Origin of the sequence: Sphingobium tyrosinilyticum, from assembly GCF_042654265.1 — a bacterium.
Classification (GTDB): Bacteria; Pseudomonadota; Alphaproteobacteria; order Sphingomonadales; family Sphingomonadaceae; genus Sphingobium; species Sphingobium tyrosinilyticum.
This window is the reverse complement of record NZ_JBHSFZ010000025.1, coordinates 36,581-53,919: the sequence shown is the minus strand read 5'-3', so window position 1 is coordinate 53,919 and position 17,339 is coordinate 36,581. Positions and strand designations below refer to the sequence as shown.

At 65.6% G+C, this 17,339-nt stretch carries 16 protein-coding genes and 2 riboswitches; of the genes, 14 read left to right on the top strand and 2 right to left on the bottom strand.

Going from position 1 to position 17,339, the window contains the following annotated elements; genetic code table 11:
* Positions 1 to 63 precede the first annotated feature (63 nt).
* Positions 64 to 306, top strand: a riboswitch (cobalamin riboswitch).
* Between the two features lie 176 nt (positions 307 to 482).
* From ACFO3E_RS11385 to bluB, 5 genes are read left to right on the top strand one after another with little or no spacing between them, the layout of a single operon-like run.
* Positions 483 to 1,523, top strand: coding sequence for a HoxN/HupN/NixA family nickel/cobalt transporter (locus ACFO3E_RS11385; RefSeq protein WP_066531141.1), 1,041 nt, complete (start codon positions 483 to 485; stop codon positions 1,521 to 1,523).
* A 5-nt stretch (positions 1,524 to 1,528) separates the two neighbouring features.
* A complete protein-coding gene (cobW, locus tag ACFO3E_RS11380) occupies positions 1,529 to 2,569 on the top strand; it encodes a cobalamin biosynthesis protein CobW (RefSeq protein ID WP_380804806.1) in 1,041 nt (346 codons plus the stop codon).
* Entirely contained in the window at positions 2,569 to 6,300 is a 3,732-nt protein-coding gene (cobN, locus tag ACFO3E_RS11375) for a cobaltochelatase subunit CobN (protein ID WP_380804803.1), read from the top strand. Before cobW ends, cobN begins: the two co-directional genes overlap by 1 nt.
* Positions 6,297 to 6,902, top strand: a complete 606-nt coding sequence (gene cobO, locus ACFO3E_RS11370; RefSeq protein ID WP_066531134.1) for a cob(I)yrinic acid a,c-diamide adenosyltransferase — start codon at positions 6,297 to 6,299, stop codon at positions 6,900 to 6,902. Before cobN ends, cobO begins: the two co-directional genes overlap by 4 nt.
* A 1-nt stretch (position 6,903) precedes the next feature.
* Positions 6,904 to 7,542, top strand: coding sequence for a 5,6-dimethylbenzimidazole synthase (gene bluB / locus ACFO3E_RS11365; protein ID WP_082919766.1), 639 nt, complete (start codon positions 6,904 to 6,906; stop codon positions 7,540 to 7,542).
* Positions 7,543 to 7,657: 115 nt separating this feature from the next.
* On the opposite strand, the gene ACFO3E_RS11360 is transcribed toward bluB, so the two are convergent.
* A complete protein-coding gene (locus ACFO3E_RS11360) occupies positions 7,658 to 8,521 on the bottom strand; it encodes an alpha/beta fold hydrolase (protein ID WP_197486361.1) in 864 nt (287 codons plus the stop codon).
* Positions 8,522 to 8,651: 130 nt separating this feature from the next.
* Positions 8,652 to 8,878, top strand: a riboswitch (cobalamin riboswitch).
* A gap of 209 nt (positions 8,879 to 9,087) precedes the next feature.
* Here ACFO3E_RS11360 and ACFO3E_RS11355 point away from each other — a divergent pair.
* From ACFO3E_RS11355 to cobJ, 4 genes are read left to right on the top strand one after another with little or no spacing between them, the layout of a single operon-like run.
* Positions 9,088 to 10,137 (top strand): cobalamin biosynthesis protein CobG, encoded by a 1,050-nt coding sequence (locus ACFO3E_RS11355; RefSeq protein ID WP_066531755.1) that lies wholly within the window; start codon positions 9,088 to 9,090, stop codon positions 10,135 to 10,137.
* Entirely contained in the window at positions 10,137 to 10,766 is a 630-nt protein-coding gene (locus ACFO3E_RS11350) for a precorrin-8X methylmutase (protein WP_066531750.1), read from the top strand. The genes ACFO3E_RS11355 and ACFO3E_RS11350 overlap by 1 nt, the downstream gene beginning before the upstream one ends.
* Complete coding sequence (gene cobI, locus ACFO3E_RS11345) at positions 10,763 to 11,485, top strand: precorrin-2 C(20)-methyltransferase (RefSeq protein ID WP_066531133.1); 723 nt, start codon at positions 10,763 to 10,765, stop codon at positions 11,483 to 11,485. Before ACFO3E_RS11350 ends, cobI begins: the two co-directional genes overlap by 4 nt.
* Positions 11,482 to 12,231 carry a precorrin-3B C(17)-methyltransferase gene (gene cobJ / locus ACFO3E_RS11340; RefSeq protein WP_066531132.1) on the top strand — a complete coding sequence of 250 codons (750 nt, stop codon included), beginning with the start codon at positions 11,482 to 11,484 and terminating at the stop codon, positions 12,229 to 12,231. The genes cobI and cobJ overlap by 4 nt, the downstream gene beginning before the upstream one ends.
* Here cobJ and ACFO3E_RS11335 read toward each other — a convergent pair.
* Positions 12,207 to 12,956, bottom strand: coding sequence for a cobalt-precorrin-6A reductase (locus ACFO3E_RS11335; RefSeq protein WP_066531131.1), 750 nt, complete (start codon positions 12,954 to 12,956; stop codon positions 12,207 to 12,209). The genes cobJ and ACFO3E_RS11335 overlap by 25 nt on opposite strands.
* Here ACFO3E_RS11335 and ACFO3E_RS11330 point away from each other — a divergent pair.
* Genes ACFO3E_RS11330 through cobF form a run of 5 tightly spaced genes read left to right on the top strand, consistent with a single transcriptional unit; the run spans position 12,955 to position 17,333 of the window.
* Positions 12,955 to 14,157, top strand: a complete 1,203-nt coding sequence (locus tag ACFO3E_RS11330; protein ID WP_066531128.1) for a bifunctional cobalt-precorrin-7 (C(5))-methyltransferase/cobalt-precorrin-6B (C(15))-methyltransferase — start codon at positions 12,955 to 12,957, stop codon at positions 14,155 to 14,157. The two genes, ACFO3E_RS11335 and ACFO3E_RS11330, sit on opposite strands and share 2 nt — an antisense overlap.
* Positions 14,139 to 14,510 (top strand): cobalamin biosynthesis protein, encoded by a 372-nt coding sequence (locus ACFO3E_RS11325; RefSeq protein ID WP_225870626.1) that lies wholly within the window; start codon positions 14,139 to 14,141, stop codon positions 14,508 to 14,510. Before ACFO3E_RS11330 ends, ACFO3E_RS11325 begins: the two co-directional genes overlap by 19 nt.
* Positions 14,507 to 15,292 (top strand): precorrin-4 C(11)-methyltransferase, encoded by a 786-nt coding sequence (gene cobM, locus ACFO3E_RS11320; protein WP_066531127.1) that lies wholly within the window; start codon positions 14,507 to 14,509, stop codon positions 15,290 to 15,292. The genes ACFO3E_RS11325 and cobM overlap by 4 nt, the downstream gene beginning before the upstream one ends.
* The gene (locus tag ACFO3E_RS11315; RefSeq protein WP_066531125.1) at positions 15,289 to 16,596 is read left to right on the top strand and encodes a cobyrinate a,c-diamide synthase; all 1,308 of its coding nucleotides are present in this window, start codon (positions 15,289 to 15,291) and stop codon (positions 16,594 to 16,596) included. Before cobM ends, ACFO3E_RS11315 begins: the two co-directional genes overlap by 4 nt.
* Positions 16,593 to 17,333 carry a precorrin-6A synthase (deacetylating) gene (gene cobF / locus ACFO3E_RS11310; RefSeq protein WP_066531122.1) on the top strand — a complete coding sequence of 247 codons (741 nt, stop codon included), beginning with the start codon at positions 16,593 to 16,595 and terminating at the stop codon, positions 17,331 to 17,333. Before ACFO3E_RS11315 ends, cobF begins: the two co-directional genes overlap by 4 nt.
* Positions 17,334 to 17,339 lie beyond the last annotated feature (6 nt).

Sequence of the window (17,339 nt, the reverse complement as noted above, 5' to 3'; positions counted from 1 at the left end):
CTTCCCAGTTTTCATGCGAATTGCGCGTCATGGGCTTCCCATCCTCACGCGTAGCCTCTATGCACGGCGACTGATCGCGCCGGTGCCTCAATAGAGGCTTAAAAGGGAATGCGGTGCGGACGTCCCAAGCGTCCCAATCCGCGGCTGTCCCTGCAACTGTAAGCGGTGAGCGAGACATATATCGACCTTCCGTGACAATCGGGGGGCAGCCACTGGGCCGGACGCTAAATCCTGCGAGGCCCGGGAAGGCCATGTGTCGAGCGATGACCCGCAAGCCAGGAGACCTGCCAGCGTCTGGTCGCTCTTGCTTTGGTCCAGGGGATGGCCGGGGCACGGTTTTCCGTCTGAGCGACGCGTGCGGCGGGGTCCGCACCGGCATGCGTGCCGGACGCCAACAGGTGTCCGTCCGGCGCATCATGCCGGCCGCGTTAGCGGAGGAGCCCGTCCAGTTTCGCTGACGCCGGACGGGAGACGGGTCTCCGATGGAAACAGATGTTCCGGCACTTCGACGCCGCGCCACCGGCATGTTCGCAGCGCTGATAGGCGTGAACCTCGCCCTGTGGCTGTGGGCGCTGCTGATCTTTGCGGGCGAGACGATGATGCTGGGCACTGCCCTGCTCGCCTGGAGCCTGGGGCTGCGGCATGCGGTCGATGCCGATCATATCGCAGCGATCGACAATGTGACGCGCAAGCTGATGCAGGAAGGGCAGCGGCCGCTGACCGTCGGCCTCTGGTTCGCGATCGGCCATAGCGGCATCGTGCTGATCGCCGCCGTGGTGATCGCGCTGGCGGCGAGTGCGCTGAGCCGGGTCGAGCAAGTGGGCGAAATCGGCGGGACGATCGCGACGGTGGTTTCGGCCACCTTCCTGTTCGCGATCGCGGCGATGAACCTGATGATCCTGCGGTCGGTGCTGAAGACCTTCAATCATGTTCGCTGCGGCGGTGCTTATATCGATGAGGATATGGACATATTGCTGGGAAACCGCGGTTTCCTGGCGCGTATCTTCCGGCCCCTGTTCCGCCTTGTCACGCGCAGCTGGCACATGGCGCCGCTGGGCTTTCTGTTCGGCCTCGGCTTCGACACAGCGACCGAGGTCGCCATTCTGGGCTTGTCGGCGGGACAGGCGGCAAACGGCCTTTCGATCGCGACGGTCCTCATCTTCCCCCTGCTCTTCGCGGCGGGCATGGCGCTGATCGACACGGCGGACGGCGCGCTGATGATGGGCGCCTATCAATGGGCTTTCGTGAAGCCGATCCGCAAGCTCTACTATAATATCACCATCACGCTGGTGTCGGCTCTGGTCGCCATCGTCATCGGCGGGATCGAGGCGGCAGCGCTGCTAGGCGACAAGCTGGGCCTCAGCGGCGGCATCTGGTCGATCGCCGCCAATCTGGGCGAGCATTTCAACAGCCTCGGCTTCTTCATCATCGGCCTGTTCGCCGCCTGCTGGCTGGTGAGCTGGGCCATCTATCGCTGGAAGCGCTTCGACGAGATCGAAGTGCTTCTCCCCAACCAAGGATAATGAGCATGAGCAAGGTTCCCGCCACCGTCATCACAGGCTTTCTCGGCGCTGGAAAGACGACGCTGATCCGTCACCTCATCGAAAATGCGGGGGGCTGCCGCCTCGCCCTTATCATCAACGAGTTCGGCGATGTGGGCGTCGATGGATCGTTGGTGAAAGGCTGCGGCGACGAAGCCTGCCCGGACGAGGACATCATCGAACTGGCCAACGGCTGCATCTGCTGCACTGTCGCTGATGATTTCCTGCCGACCATGCAGCGGCTGCTCGACCGAGATGTGCCGCCCGACCATATCATCATCGAAACATCCGGCCTTGCGCTGCCCAAGCCGCTGGTGAAGGCGTTCCAATGGCCCGATATCCGCACCCGCGCGACCGTCGATGGCGTGATCGCGCTGATCGATGCGGACGCGCTGGCGGCGGGCCGTTTCGCGCATGATGAAGCTGCGCTGGCCGCAGCGCGCGCTGCCGACCCGACGCTGGACCATGACAGCCCGATCGAGGAGCTGTTCGAGGATCAGCTGGCCTGCGCGGACCTCGTCCTGCTCAACAAAACCGATCTGGTGGAGCCTGGCAGGCTTGCCGAACTGGAGCGGGACCTTGCCGGCGAAATTCGCCCCGGCGTGCGGATCGTCCGCACCGCGCGGGGGGAGATCGACCCGGCAGTCCTGCTGGGCCTTAGGGCGGGCGTGGAGGAGCAGATCGACGCGCGCCCTTCCCATCATGATGATGAGGAGGATCATGACCATGAGGATTTCGACAGTTTCGTGGTGGAACTGAGCGAGCAGGGCAATCCTGCCCCGTTGCTGGTGGCGCTGGAACAGGCCATCGCGGCGCATGACATATTGCGGGTCAAGGGGTTCATCGCCATCGCGGGACGCCCTGCCCGGCTGGTCATCCAGGCCGTCGGACCGCGCATCCAGCATCATTATGACCGGCAGTGGCAGGCGGATGAACGGCGCGGTTCGCGGCTGGTGGTCATCGGTCAGGCTGGCCTCGACCGCGCAGCCATCGAACAGACGCTCTCGCTGAAGATGGCCGCCGCCTGATGCACCTGCTCACCGCCACGCCCGGCACGGTTTCCAACGGAGACGAAGCGATCGACCTTGGCCAGTCGCCGGGGGACATCGTGCTGCTGACCGTGGCGGACAGCGACCTTGCCTGCTTCGCGAGCGCGGCAGCGCCCTTGGGCGAGGACGCGCCCAGCGTGCGGCTCGCCAACCTGCTTCAGCTCAAGCATCCCTATTCGGTCGATCTCTATGTCGAGAAGGTGATCGCTCACGCCAAATTTGTCTGCGTCGTGCTGCTCGGGGGTAAGAGCTATTGGCCCTATGGCATTGATGAAATTGCCAATGTCGCGCGGGAAAAGGGCATCGCCTTCGCTGCCATCGCAGATGGACAGGAGGATGATCCGGACCTGCGCGCCGCCTCTACCCTGCCGCCGGAAACCTGTGACCGGCTGCGCGATTATCTGCGGCAAGGCGGCGTGGCCAATGCGACCGCCTTCCTGAAGACCGCCGCCCGGCTGGCGGGGATGGACGCAGGGGAAGCCGACGCTCCAGTGCCGGTGGCTGATGCGGGGCTTTATCTACCCGGCATCGAGCGGCCCGCGCTGGATCAGGTGAAAGGCCGCTGGCGGGACGGCCAGCCCACCGTCCTGTTCCTTTTCTATCGGGCCCTGCTGATCGCCGGGACGCTGGACGCGGTGGACGCCATGGTTCAGGGGCTGGAGCTGGCGGGCCTCAACGTGCTGCCGGTCCATGTCCGTGCGCTGCGCGAACCCTTCGCCCGCGACTTTCTGCGGAGCCTGATGGACGGGACGCGGCCGGACGTCATCCTGAATGCGACCGCCTTTGCCGCTTCGGCGCCCGGCGAACCCCGAACGCCGTCAATATTGGAGCAGGCAGACTGCCCGGTTCTGCAGACGATCTTCGCCAGCGCCGAGCAAAGCGCCTGGGAAGCCAGCGTGCGGGGATTGGGGGCGCGCGATCTGGCCATGCACATCGCATTGCCGGAAGTGGACGGCCGCCTCTTCACCCGCGCCGTCGCCTTCAAGGCGGCCGCACGGTTCGATGAGCGGACGCAGTGCAGCATCGTCGTGCCGAAGGTGCTGCAGGATCGCATAAGCTTCGTCTCTGAACTCGCTGCGAATTGGGCGAAACTTGGCCGAACGCCCGCGGCGGAGCGTCGGGTGGCGATGGTCCTTGCCAACTATCCGAACAAGGATGGGCGCATCGGCAACGGCGTCGGGCTCGACACGCCGGCCAGCGCGGCGGCCATCCTTCACGCGCTGTCAGAGGCAGGCTATGCAACAGGGGACGCGCCAACCGGTGGCGCGGCCTTGATGCAGCTGATGACGGGCGGGGTGACCAACGCTCCCGCATCGCTGAAACGATCGAAACCCTCGCCCTCTCTTTCGCTGACCGACTATGAGGCCGCCTTCCGTTCCCTTCCCGAAGCGGCCCGCGAGGCGATCACGACGCGCTGGGGGGGTGCTGAAGCCGATACGTTCTTCCGAGAGAACGCCTTCCACTTACCCGTGCATCGTTTCGGCAATGTGGCGATCGCGGTTCAGCCCGCGCGCGGCTATAATATCGACCCCAAGAGCAGCTACCACGACCCCGCGCTGCCGCCGCCGCATGGCTATCTCGCCTTCCACATCTGGCTGAACCGCGAATTTGGCGCCCATGCGGTCGTCCATGTCGGCAAGCACGGCAATCTGGAATGGCTGCCCGGCAAGGCCATTGCGCTGTCGGAAAGCTGCTTCCCTGAAATCTGCGCCGGGCCGGTGCCGCAAATCTACCCCTTCATCGTCAATGATCCGGGCGAAGGCACGCAGGCAAAGCGCCGCATCGGGGCCTGCATCATCGACCATCTGACGCCGCCGCTGACCCGCGCGGAGACCTATGGGCCACTCAAGGAACTGGAGGCGCTAGTCGATGAATATTATCTCGCCGCCGGGATGGACCCGCGCCGGTTGGAGACGCTGCGCAAGGACATATTGGCCCTTGCCGCCAGTCAGGGGCTCGACAAGGATGCCGGGGCGCAAGGTAGCGGAGATGATGCCTTAGCTGCGATCGACAACTATCTGTGTGAATTGAAGGAAATGCAGATCAGGGATGGTCTGCATGTCTTTACCCGGTCGCCGGAGGGATCGCTGCGCCGGGACCTGCTGCTGGCGCTGGCCCGTTGCCCCAGGGGGATGGAACATGACGGCCATCAGTCGCTGTTACGGGCGCTGGCGGATGATTTTGGGCTAGGGTTCGATCCGCTCGACTGTAGCATGGGTGCGCCGTGGACGGGGCCAAGACCGGAGTTGCTCGGGGCGCTTTCAGCGGAACTGTGGCGAACCACTGGCGACATGGTAGAGCGGCTCGAACTCCATGCCATCGATCTGCTGGATCGTGGAGCGCCCGCGCCTGGACCCAAAAGCGCGGCTGTCCTGGGCACCATAACGCACGACCTTGCGCCCCGCGTCGATGCCTGCGGAGAGGCGGAGAAGGCGGCTTTGCTCAAGGCCCTTGATGGGCGCTTCGTTCCGCCCGGCCCGTCCGGTGCGCCGACACGCGGCCGCCCCGAAGTGCTGCCCACCGGGCGCAATTTCTATTCGGTCGATACCCGGGCGATCCCAACCGTCGCCGCCTGGAATCTGGGCCAGCGATCGGCTGAGCTGATCGTGCAGGATTATCTGCAGCGCGAGGGCGACTATCCCCGCGCGATCGCGCTGTCCGCCTGGGGCACGGCCAACATGCGCACCGGCGGCGACGACATTGCGCAGGCATTGGCGCTGATGGGCGTGCGGCCGCGCTGGGATTGGGCGTCGGGCCGTGTCACCGGCTTTGAGGTCATGAAGATCGCCGAGTTGAACCGGCCGCGCGTCGATGTAACCTTGCGGGTGTCGGGCTTCTTCCGCGACGCCTATCCCGAGCAGATTGACCTGATCGACAGCGCGGCGCGCGCCGTGATGGCGCTGGACGAACCGGACGAGGATAATCCCGCCGCCGCCCGGCACCGAGCGGAAAGCGCTGCCCTTGCGGCTCAGGGCCTGCCGGAGAAGGAGGCTGCCCGCCGTGCCGGGGCCCGCGTCTTCGGATCAAAGCCGGGCGCTTATGGCGCGGGGCTGCAGGCGATGATCGACGAACGGCTGTGGCACGATCGGGCTGATCTTGCGAACATCTATCTGGATTGGGGCAGCTATGCCTATGGCGGCGGCGTCGAGGGCGATGCGGAGCGCAACCTGTTTGCGCAGCGTCTGACCCAGGCCGACGCGCTGATCCAGAACCAGGACAATCGCGAGCATGACCTGCTCGACAGCGACGATTATTATCAGTTCGAGGGGGGCATCGCCGCCGCCGTCGAGCACCTGTCCGGCAAGAAGCCGCTCAGCTATCATAATGACCATAGCCGCCCCGAACGGCCGGTCGTCCGCACGCTGGAGGATGAGATCGGCCGCATCGTCCGCGCGCGCGTCACCAATCCCAAATGGATCGCGGGAATGATGCGCCACGGATACAAGGGCGCGTTCGAGATTGCGGCCTCGGTCGATTATCTCTTCGCCTTTGCCGCCACGACCCATGCGGTCAAGGACCATCATTTCGACGCCGTGCACGCCGCTTTCATCGAGGATGAGGCCGTCCGCGCCTTCATGGCAGAGGTCAATCCCGCCGCCCTGCGCGAAACCGCCGCGCGCCTGTCCGAAGCACTCGACCGGGGGCTGTGGAAGCCCAGGTCCAACAGCGCCGCCATGCTCCTCTCCAGCCTCAAGGAAGACCGCTCATGATCGAACGTACGCCCGAACAACATGCAGAGAAGATGAAGAAGAAGCAGGCCGCGCATGAAAAGATCATGGCGACCAAAACGCAGGAAAAGGGCCTGCTGATCGTCCATACCGGCAAGGGTAAGGGCAAGACGACAGCTGCGCTCGGCATGGTCGTGCGCGCCATTGGTCATGGCAAGAAGGTGGGCGTCGTCCAGTTCGTAAAGGGCGCGATGACGACCGGAGAAAAAGTCGTGTTCGATGCGTTTCCGGACAATGTCACGTTCAAGCCCATGGGCGAAGGCTTCACCTGGAACACGCAGGACAAGACCCGCGACATCGCGCTCGCCCGCGAAGCATGGGATGAGGTAAAGCGGATGATCGCCGATCCCGCCTATGATATGGTCTTGGCCGATGAGCTTAATATCGTCCTGCGTTACGACTATCTGCCGGTGGAGGAAGTTGTCGAAACCGTGAGCGGAAGGGGCGAGATGAAGCATGTCCTGATCACCGGACGCAACGCGCCCGAAGCGCTGATCGAGGCGGCCGATCTTGTAACCGAGATGACGATGGTCAAGCATCCCTTCCGCAGCGGTGTGAAGGCCCAAGCGGGAATAGAATTTTGACATGAGCGCGCCCGCCATCACCCCGATCGACAGCGCACAATTCGAGGCGCTGGTGCGGGCACGGCGGGACATCCGCCATTTCCGCACCGATCCGATCGACGAGAGCGATGTCGAATGGCTGCTGAGCATGGCGCATCGCGCGCCCTCGGTTGGGCTGTCACAGCCTTGGCGCTTTGTGCGGATCGAGACGGACGGACTTCGGGAGCAACTGGCCTGCCATGTCGATGCGCAGGTGCGGGCGGCGGGAAAGGAATATGAGGGCGAACAGGATAAGCTTTATCGCAGCCTGAAACTGCATGGCCTGCGTGAAGCCCCGGTGCTGTTCGCCGTCTATTGCGACGATGGAACGGAGACGGGCCATCATCTGGGGGCCGCGACCATGCCGGAAGCGCGCCGTTATAGCTGCGTCATGGCGGTGCACACGCTGTGGCTGGCGGCGCGGACGCGGAGCATCGGCATGGGATGGGTTTCCATCTTGGAACCCCAAGGCGTGGACGCGATGCTGGATATTCCCGCCAGTTGGGAATGTCTTGGGCTGCTATGCCTTGGGAAGCCGGAGATTGAGGAGGATGCGCCGGAACTGGAGCGGCGCGGCTGGGAACAGCGCATGGATTGGCATTCGGTGGTGGTGCGGCGTTAGGATCACGCGCACCCAGCCCGTTCGCCCTGAGCCTGTCGAAGGGCGTTTCCTGAAGAAAGTGGAAGGCTTCGACAAGCTCAGCCTGAACGGGTGATTCCAGGAGGACTGAGCGCGCCTACGCCCGCCCATCCAACAAGAACCCGAGCGCCAGCTCTTCAAACCGCTGCTTGCACTCGATCATCGCCCAATGGCCGCATTTGGGGAACACATGCAGTTCCGCATTGGGGATCACCCGCATCGGCAGGAACGCGCCGTCCAGCGGGCTGACTTTGTCATCGCGGCCCCAGGTGATCAGGGTCGGCGCCTGGATCTTGCCGAGATAGTCGATCCGCTGCGACACGCCCGGCCCGCTCATGGACTGTGCGATGAAGCCGAGCGCGGAGCGCGTGTACATCTTACGGCTGCTTTCCATCGTCACCGGTTCGAGCGCGGCCTTGTAGCGCATGTCGATAAGCTCGTCGGTGATGATGGACTTGTCGTACACCATCGACTCCAGCCAGGCGATGATGTTCTCGCGCGTTGGATCCTCGATGAAATCGACGAGCCGGGTCAGACCTTCATTGGGGAAGGTGGAGGTGATGTTGAACCCGATCCCGCCGATCGTAATGTAGCGCAGCACCCTTTGCGGATGCGACGCGGCGAGATGGCCGCCGACGATGCCGCCATAGCTGTTGCCGAGGATATGGGCGCGATCGATACCGAGGCCGTCCATCAGCGCAACCACCGCATCGCGCGCCACCGCAACCGGATCGCCATCTACGGGATCGCTTTTGCCGTAGCCCGGTGCATCGAGAATGATCGTACGGAAATGCTGCGAGAAGAGCGGCAGATTGCCCTGGAAATTCGCCCAGCCCGTGACGCCCGGACCTGAGCCATGAAGCAATAGCAGTGCCGGCCCCGATCCAGCCTCATGATAATGCAACCGTCCATTGGCGGTTTCCAGGAAACGGCTGGTCGCTTCGAAGCTGAGATCGCTCATCAATTCTCTCTCCATATCGTTATGGGCCAAGGGAGTAGCGTCAGGCCATGACAGGCGCAAGCAAGCCGCCGCTGCCCACTTTCCTTTCGCGCGCATCCCCTTTATGAAGCGCAGCGGACCGGGCCTTGCCCGGTTCATCGATCGCGCCGGTGTCCCGCAAGGGACTTAAATGGGAACGCGGTGCGGGAGGGTTGCCTCCCTAATCCGCGGCTGTCCCTGCAACTGTGAGCGGCGAGCAAGGCATGGATCGGCCGGACCCTGAAGATGGGACGGTCAGCCACTGGAGCGATCCGGGAAGGCCCCATGCCGACGCTATGACCCGCAAGCCAGGAGACCTGCCGGAGCAAAGGTCGCTCTTGCCATGACCCAGGGGATGGTCACGGCTCGGTTCTCCGTTTGAGCGACGAATAGAGTGCGGCTGCGGCCGTGCGGCGTGCGGCTTTCCCCGTGCGCCTGCGCGTGCCGTCCGCTGGTCGTGGCGCGAGCGTGGAAGGATGGGAGCAATGCAGAAGCAGGCGCAGCACGTCGCCGCCGTGCGCGGCTGGTGCCCGACCGCATGGCAGCCGATGATGGCGGGCGACGGGCTGCTGGTGCGCGTTCGCCCGGCGCTTGGTCGGATGAGCCGAGCGCAGGCCGAAGGTCTGTATGAAGCAGCTTTGCGTCATGGCAATGGCCATATCGACCTCACCAATCGGGCCGCGCTTCAGGTTCGGGGCGTGCGCGAGGTGGTGCATCGCGCGTTGATAGAAAGGCTTGTCGCCTTGGACTTGGCGCAGGCTGATCCAGCGCGGGAAATGCGCGCGCCGCTGATCCTCAATCCGGATTGGGCAGAGGGCGACATCAGCGCATCGATCGCCAATGAATTGATCGCGCGCATGGATGAACTGCCCGAGCTGCCCGCCAAGATCGGCTTTGCGATCGACGCGGGGCCTGCGCCTGTGCTGACCGATGCCCCGGCGGATTTCCGGATCGAGCGGGGAACGAGCGGCGGGCTGATCCTGCGCGCCGATGGACGGGAAAGAGGCGCGTCCGTCACTGCGGAAGATGCGGTGGACGCGCTGATCAGCCTTGCTCACTGGTTTGTTGCCAGCGGCGGCGTGCAGGCCGGGCGCATGGCGCGGCATTTGGCGCCGCTTCCCGCGGGTGAGGCGCCCGCGTCGCCTCGTTCGCGCGCCTCTGCGCTTGCTCAAGCGCCGGGGCCTTTTTACGCCGCGCCCTTTGGACGGGTCGAGGCAACCGCACTACTCTCGATCATGGAGGACGGCGTACAGGCCGTGCGCCTGACGCCCTGGCGCGGCTTGCTGCTGGAGGGCGGCAATGCTGCGCCGGACGACCCTGACGACCCACGCCTTTCTGCCGATGCCTGTCCCGGTGCGCCCGCCTGCCCCCAGGCGAGTGTCGCCACGCGCGACCTTGCGATTCGGCTCGCCCCGCATGTTCCAGGGCTCCATGTCTCCGGATGCGCCAAGGGATGCGCGCGTCCGTCGCGGGCGGCGGTCATGCTGACCGGCCGCTCGGGACGCTTCGACCTTGCCCATAACGCCCGTGCGGGCGCGCCGCCGCTTCGCGCGGGCCTCTCGCCTGACCAGATCCTTACCCTCTTCGGAGTCCAATGATGCCGCATGTCTATGAAAGGGATGGGGCGGAAATTTATCGCCAGTCCTTCCGCACCATCCGCGCGGAGGCGGAGCTTGGCCGCTTCTCGCCCGAAGAAGAGCGGGTCGCCGTGCGCATGATACATGCCGCCGGGATGGTGGACCTCGTCCGCCATATCCGCTTCTCCCCAAGCTTCGCGGTCACAGCCTTCGCGGCGTTGGAAGCAGGCGCGCCGATCCTGTGCGACGCACGCATGGTATCGGAGGGGATCACGCGCGCCCGCCTGCCCGTTGATAATCCGATCCTCTGCACCCTGGGCGATCCGCAAGTGCCCGATCTCGCCCGCGCCATGAACAATACGCGCTCTGCAGCGGCGCTAGAGCTGTGGCGGCCGCATATGGAGGGCGCGATCGTCGCGATCGGGAATGCGCCGACTGCTCTCTTCCACTTGCTGAACATGCTGGAGGACCCCGCCTGCCCTCGCCCCGCCGCAATCATCGGTTGCCCGGTCGGCTTCGTCGGAGCAGCGGAATCCAAGGAGGCGCTGTGGGAGGCGCAGCCCGTCCCCTGCTGCATCGTTGAGGGGCGGCTGGGCGGCAGCGCCATGACCGTGGCCGCCATCAACGCGCTGGCGAGTGCGGCCGAATGAGCGGGGTCATTCATGGCGTCGGCCTTGGCCCCGGCGCGCAGGACCTGATGAGCGTGCGCGCCGACCGGCTGATCCGCAACGCCCGCCACATCGCCTATTTCCGCAAGCCGGGACGCCACGGCCATGCCCGGCGCATCGTCGAGGGGCTGCTAAGGCCCGATGCCATCGAATATGCGATGGAATATCCAGTGACGACCGAAATACCGGTCAGCGACCCGCGCTATAATCAGGCGTTGTCCGCCTTTTATGCCGACTGCACCGCGCATCTCCACAGGCTGGCAGCGGATGGCGAGGATGTGGTGGTGCTGTGCGAGGGCGACCCCTTTTTCTACGGCAGCTTCATGCATCTGCACAGCCGCCTGTCGCCGCTTGCGCCGGTGCGGATCGTGCCAGGCATCACCGGCATGTCGGGGGCCTGGACCGCCAGCGGCACACCGATCAGCTGGGGGGATGATGTGCTGACGGTCCTCATGGCGACGCTGCCTGAAGAGGAACTCGCCCGGCGCATCCACGACACCAATGCGCTGGTGGTCATGAAGATCGGCCGCAACTTGGCCAAGCTGCGCCGCGCGGTCGAGGCGGCGGGGAAGCAGGACTGCGCCTGGCTAGTCGAATATGCGACCATGGCCGACCAGAAGATCACGCCGCTTCCCGAAGCACAGGCGGTGACCGGCTATTTCTCCATCCTGCTGGTTCACGGCCAGGGACGGCGGCCATGAGCGGATGGGTGGCGGTGGCGGGGCTCGGACCCGGCGCGGACGAACTTGTCACGCCCGAAGTGATGCAAGCTTTGGCCGAAGCGACGGATCTTATCGGCTATTTCCCCTATGTCGCGCGAGTCGCCGACCGGCCCGGTCTTGTCCGCCATGGTTCCGACAATCGGGTGGAACTGGAGCGCGCCGCCCATGCGCTGGAACTGGCCGCGGCGGGGAAGCAGGTCGTGGTGGCGTCATCGGGCGATCCGGGCGTTTTTGCGATGGCCTCTGCCCTATTCGAGGCGCTGGAGGCGGGTCCCGCAGAGTGGCGCTTGCTGGACATACGCATCCTGCCCGGCATCACCGCCATGCTCGCCGCCGCCGCGCGCGCGGGCTCGCCGCTGGGCCATGATTTCTGCGCCATCAACCTGTCGGACAATCTGAAGCCCTGGGCGCTGATCGAACGGCGCCTGCGCCTCGCAGCGCAAGCCGATTTCGCCATGGCCTTCTACAATCCCCGGTCGAAGGCGCGGCCCGAGGGGTTTGCCCGCGCGCTCGACATCCTGAGACAGGAGTGCGGACCTGACCGGCTGATCCTGTTTGCGCGCGCCGTTTCCACGCCTGAGGAAGAGTTGCGCGTTGTCCGTCTGGGTGACGCCGGGGCCGAGATGGCGGATATGCGCACGATGGTCATATTGGGGTCGAGCCACAGCCGGCTGATCGAACGGCCCGGCTCCCCTATCCTCTACACCCCGCGTTGGACCGAATGATCGATCCACGCGAGCACTTCGCCGATGCCGTGTACCACCTGCGTTTGGGGCAGGGGCGGCCGGTGGATCATGATGACCGGCAGGCCGAGCGCCCGCGCCGCGTCCAGCTTCGCCCGCGCGCCTTCTCCACCCGCATTCTTGGCGACGATCAGGTCGATCCGCTGCGCGCGCATCAGCGCGAGATCTCCCTCCAGCGTGAAGGGGCCGCGATCCACCACCAGATGATGGCGAGGCAGCGCTGGCGGCACGTGCGGGGCATCGACGAAACGAAGCAGATAATGATGCTGCGGCTGGGCGGCGAAGGCCGCCACATGCATCCGGCCGAGCGCCAGCATGACGCGCCGTGGCTCTTCCGCCAGCGCATCCACGGCGCTGGCGATGTCGGGAACATGAGTCCAGCGGTCGCCCTTTCCCGCTTTCCAGGCAGGGCGGGTCAGCATGATGTGCGCGATGCCCGCCTGTTGCGCCGCCTCCGCTGCATGGGCGCTCATGGTAGCGGCAAAGGGGTGGGTCGCGTCGATGAGATGCGTGACTGCCTCCCGCTCCAGATAGGCGGCGAGACCCGCGACGCCGCCAAAGCCGCCGACGCGCATAGGGACCGGCTGCGGGCGGGGATTGCCGGTGCGTCCGGCATAGCTCAGCACCGCGCGATCGCCGCGATCCGCCAGCGCCTTTGCGACCGCGCTGGCCTCCGTCGTGCCGCCCAGGATGAGGATGTTGCGCATGGCGGCTGAGAGTCCCTGGCTGACGATCATCGGCATTGGCGAGGATGGAGCGGCGGGCCTGTCCAGCGCCGCCCACGCCGCGCTGGAGCAGGCGCGCATCGTCACCGGCGCGCCGCGCCAGCTGGCGCTTCTGCCTCCCCTTAAGGCGGAACTTTTGACGTGGCCAGTACCCTTTGACGATGGTGTTGCGCCGCTGCTCGCCCGGCGGGGAGAGCCGGTGGTGCTGCTGGCGTCGGGTGACCCTTTCTGGTTCGGAGCGGGAGCCAGCATCGCCCGGCATCTCGATCCCAGTGAGTGGATCGGCCTTCCCGCGCCGTCCAGCTTTTCGATCGCCGCCGCGCGGCTGGGCTGGTCGTTGCAGGATGTCGTCTGCCATGGCCTTCATGCCGCACCGCTGGCCCGGCTGCGGCGCGATCTTGTGCCCGGCGGCCGAGCGATCCTGCTGCTGCGCGACGGGGCGGCGGTGGGCGAGCTTGCGACCTATCTCGTTGAGGCGGGTTTCGGCGCGTCCACCCTCTATGTCATGGAATCGCTTGGCGGGCCGCGTGAACGCATCCGCGCCGTGCGAGCGGATGCCTATGCGTGGGATAATGTTGCCCATCCGGTGGCGGCGGGGATTGCGATGGCGGGTGACGGCGAGGTCATGCCGCGCGCCAGCGGCATTGCCGACAGCTGGTTCGAGCATGATGGCCAGATCACAAAGCGGCCGGTTCGCGCGCTGACACTGTCGGCGCTCGCACCTCTTCCGGGAGAGACGCTGTGGGACATCGGCGCTGGGTCGGGATCGGTCGCAATCGAATGGTTGCTCTGCGGTCCTCGTATGCAGGCGATCGCCTTTGAGGCTGATCCGGTTCGCGCCGCGCGCGGCCGCGCCAATGCGGCGCGGCTGGGCGGCGATCGCTTGTCGGTGATCGAGGGCAGGGCGCCAGCCATATTGGAGGGCCGCAAACGGCCCAATGCAATCTTTGTCGGCGGGGGCTTGAGCGAGGCGCTGTTGGAGGCGATCCTTGGCCTGCCGGGCGAGCGGACGCGTTTGGTCGCCAACGCCGTCACGCTGGAATCCGAGGCGCTGCTGGCCCAGTGGCAGGCGCGTCTGGGCGGCGAGTTGCTGCGCATCGAGATGGCCAGCGCCGCGCCACTTGGCACGCGGCGGGGCTGGAAAGCCTCCTATCCGCTGGTGCAATGGAGCGTTACGCTGTGATCGTCGCGGGCTTTGGCTGTCACAGCGGGGCGGATGAAGCGGCTTTGCGGGCCGCGCTGGCGGCTCATGGCGTTGCCGTGGCGGCCGTCGCGACGCTGAACCATAAGGCGGCATTGCTCGCGCCGCTGGCCAACGCGCTGGGGGTGCCGCTTATTCTCTTCGCGCCTGATGACATTAGGGCCGTGAAGACGCGCACGCAATCCGCCGCCAGCCTGGCGACTTACGGGGCCGGCAGCGTAGCCGAAGCGGTAGCGCTGGCTGCAGCCGGACAGCACGCCAAGCTGATCGCCACCCGCATCATATCACCCGATGGGCAGGCGACATGCGCACTCGCCCAAGGAGTTTCCGCATGACCGTCCACTTCATCGGCGCAGGACCAGGCGCGCCCGACCTGCTGACCCTGCGCGGTCGTGACTTGATCGCCGCATCGCCTGTCTGCCTCTATGCCGGGTCGCTCATACCGCGCGCGGTGCTCGACCATTGCCCGCCGGGCGCGCGGATGGTGAACAGCGCCCCGCTGACGCTGGACGAGATCATCGCAATCATCGCGGAAGCCGATGCTGCGGGGCAGGATGTTGCACGGCTTCATTCGGGCGACCTGTCGGTCTGGTCGGCGATGGGGGAGCAGATACGAAGGCTGAAGGCGCTCGGGATCGGCTATACGGTTACGCCAGGCGTCCCCTCCTTTGCGGCTGCTGCGGCGGCGCTCGGAACGGAATTGACCTTGCCCGGACTGGGGCAATCGCTCGTGCTCACGCGGACACCGGGGCGCGCGAGCGCAATGCCTTCGGGTGAGACGCTGGCGGCATTCGGCGCTACCGGGGCGACGCTGGCCGTCCATCTGTCGATCCACAATATCGCGGCGGTCGTCGATGATCTGTCGCCGCTCTATGGCGCGGAATGTCCAGCGGCGATCGTGTGGCGGGCGAGTTGGCCTGATGAGCGGATCGAACGGGGCACGCTTTCGACGATTGCCGAACAGGCTACGGGCGGGCCGGAACGCACGGCGCTGATCCTGGTGGGGCCTGTGCTGGGCGACGCGGACTTTACCGAAAGCCAGCTTTATGCACCTGGCTATGACAGGCGCTTCCGCCCCTCATCGGCGGACTCGCGCTTCGCCGAGACCGAGGAATGACGCCGGGCATCCTTCTAGCCGCGCCGCGATCCGGTTCGGGCAAGACGGTCATCACGCTTGGTCTTTTACGGGCGCTGGCGCGGGGAGGCGTTCGGGTACAGCCCTATAAGTGTGGGCCGGACTATATCGACACGGGCTATCATCAATTGGCGAGCGGGCGGGCGGCGTTCAATCTCGATAGCTGGGCGATGGATACGGCCCTGCTCCAAAGCCTTGCCGGGGAAGCCGCGTCCGCCGAACTGGCGCTGGCCGAGGGCGTCATGGGCCTGTTCGACGGTGCACCTGTAAAGGGCGCCAGTGGAAATGGCAGCAGTGCCGACATAGCCGCAGCCCTTGGCTGGCCGGTCATTCTGGTCATCGACGTGTCGGGCCAGAGCCAGTCAGCCGCAGCGCTTGCCCATGGCTTTCGCGCGATGCGCCCGGATGTGCGGGTTGCGGGCGTGATCCTGAACCACGTCGCCAGTCCGCGTCACGAAGCGATGATCCGTGAGGCGATGGAGGCGATCGCGCTGCCGGTGCTGGGCGCGGTGCCTCGGTCAGCCGTGCTGGCGTTGCCGGAGCGGCATCTGGGGCTTGTGCAGGTGGGGGAGCATGTGGAGGCGGATAAGGCGATCGAGGCCATTGCGGACATGGTGGAGGCTCATGTGGACCTATCCGCTGTGCGTGGGTTGGCGGGCGCGCTGTCCTCGGCCCCGCCGCTGTGTCATCGCTGGCGGCCGCCGGGGCAGCGCATCGCTTTGGCGCAGGACGCCGCCTTTTCCTTCACCTATGTCCATATGGTTGCGGGTTGGCGGGCGGCGGGGGCGGAGATATTGCCCTTCTCGCCGCTGGCTGACGAAGCGCCCGACGCGCAGGCCGATGCAATTTGGCTGCCTGGCGGCTATCCTGAGCTGCACGCGCCGGGCCTTGCGCATGCGGCTCGCTTTCTCGAAGGCATGCGGCGGCACGCTCGCGATCGGCCGGTTCATGGCGAATGTGGCGGCTATATGGTGCTGGGGCAGGCCATTATCGACGCACAGGGACAGACGCATGCAATGGCTGGGTTGCTCGGGCTCGTGAGCAGCTTTGCGGAACGGAGACTGCAGCTTGGCTATCGCAACGCGCGTTTGCTTTCACCCATGGGCGGTTATGATGCAGGGGCGGATTTGCGGGGCCATGAATTTCATTATTCCACCATCGTCGAGCAGCCTGACGAAGTGCTCGCCCATGTGACCGATGCGAAGGGGGATCCCGTCGCTTCAGGTGGATCACGCAAGGGGTGCGTGACGGGCAGCTTCTTCCACCTCATCGCTGGCGCCGCATGATCCGGCTGTCTTTGATCGGCATAGGGACGGGCAATCCCGACCACCTCACCCGCGCCGCGATCCGCACTATGAACGAGGCGGACATGATCCTGCTGCCGCGCAAGGGAGCGGCTAAGTCCGACCTTATCGACCTGCGCCGAGCAATCTGCGCGGAGGTGCTGACGGGCGGAACGCGCATCGTCGAATTTGACATGCCGACGCGCGCCGACCAGCCCGCCTATGTGGAGGCGGTGATCGACTGGCATGATGCCATTGCCGCAATCTGGATGAAGCAGATCGCCGTGCATCTGCCGAACGGCGGCACGCTGGCGCTGCTCGTTTGGGGAGACCCTTCGCTGTACGACAGCAGCCTGCGGATCGCCGAACGGTTGGGGCCTAAGGTTGAGATCCGGGTCGTTCCGGGGATCACCAGTATCCAGGCGCTGACCGCCGCTCACGGCATCTGCCTTAACCGGCTGGCAGACCCGGTGCTGGTCACGACCGGCAGGCAGTTAAGGGAGCAGAGCTGGCCGCCGGGCGTGCGCGACGTCGTGGTGATGCTGGACGGGCATTGCGCCTTTCAGACGCTGGAGCCCGAAGGCATCGAGATCTGGTGGGGCGCCTATCTGGGCATGGAGCAGCAGGCGCTGGCCCAAGGGCCGCTCGCGATTGCTGGGCCGGAGATTGTGAAGCGGCGCGCAGCCCTGCGGCAGCGGCATGGGTGGATCATGGATGTGTATCTGCTGCGCTTGACCTGACCCCCT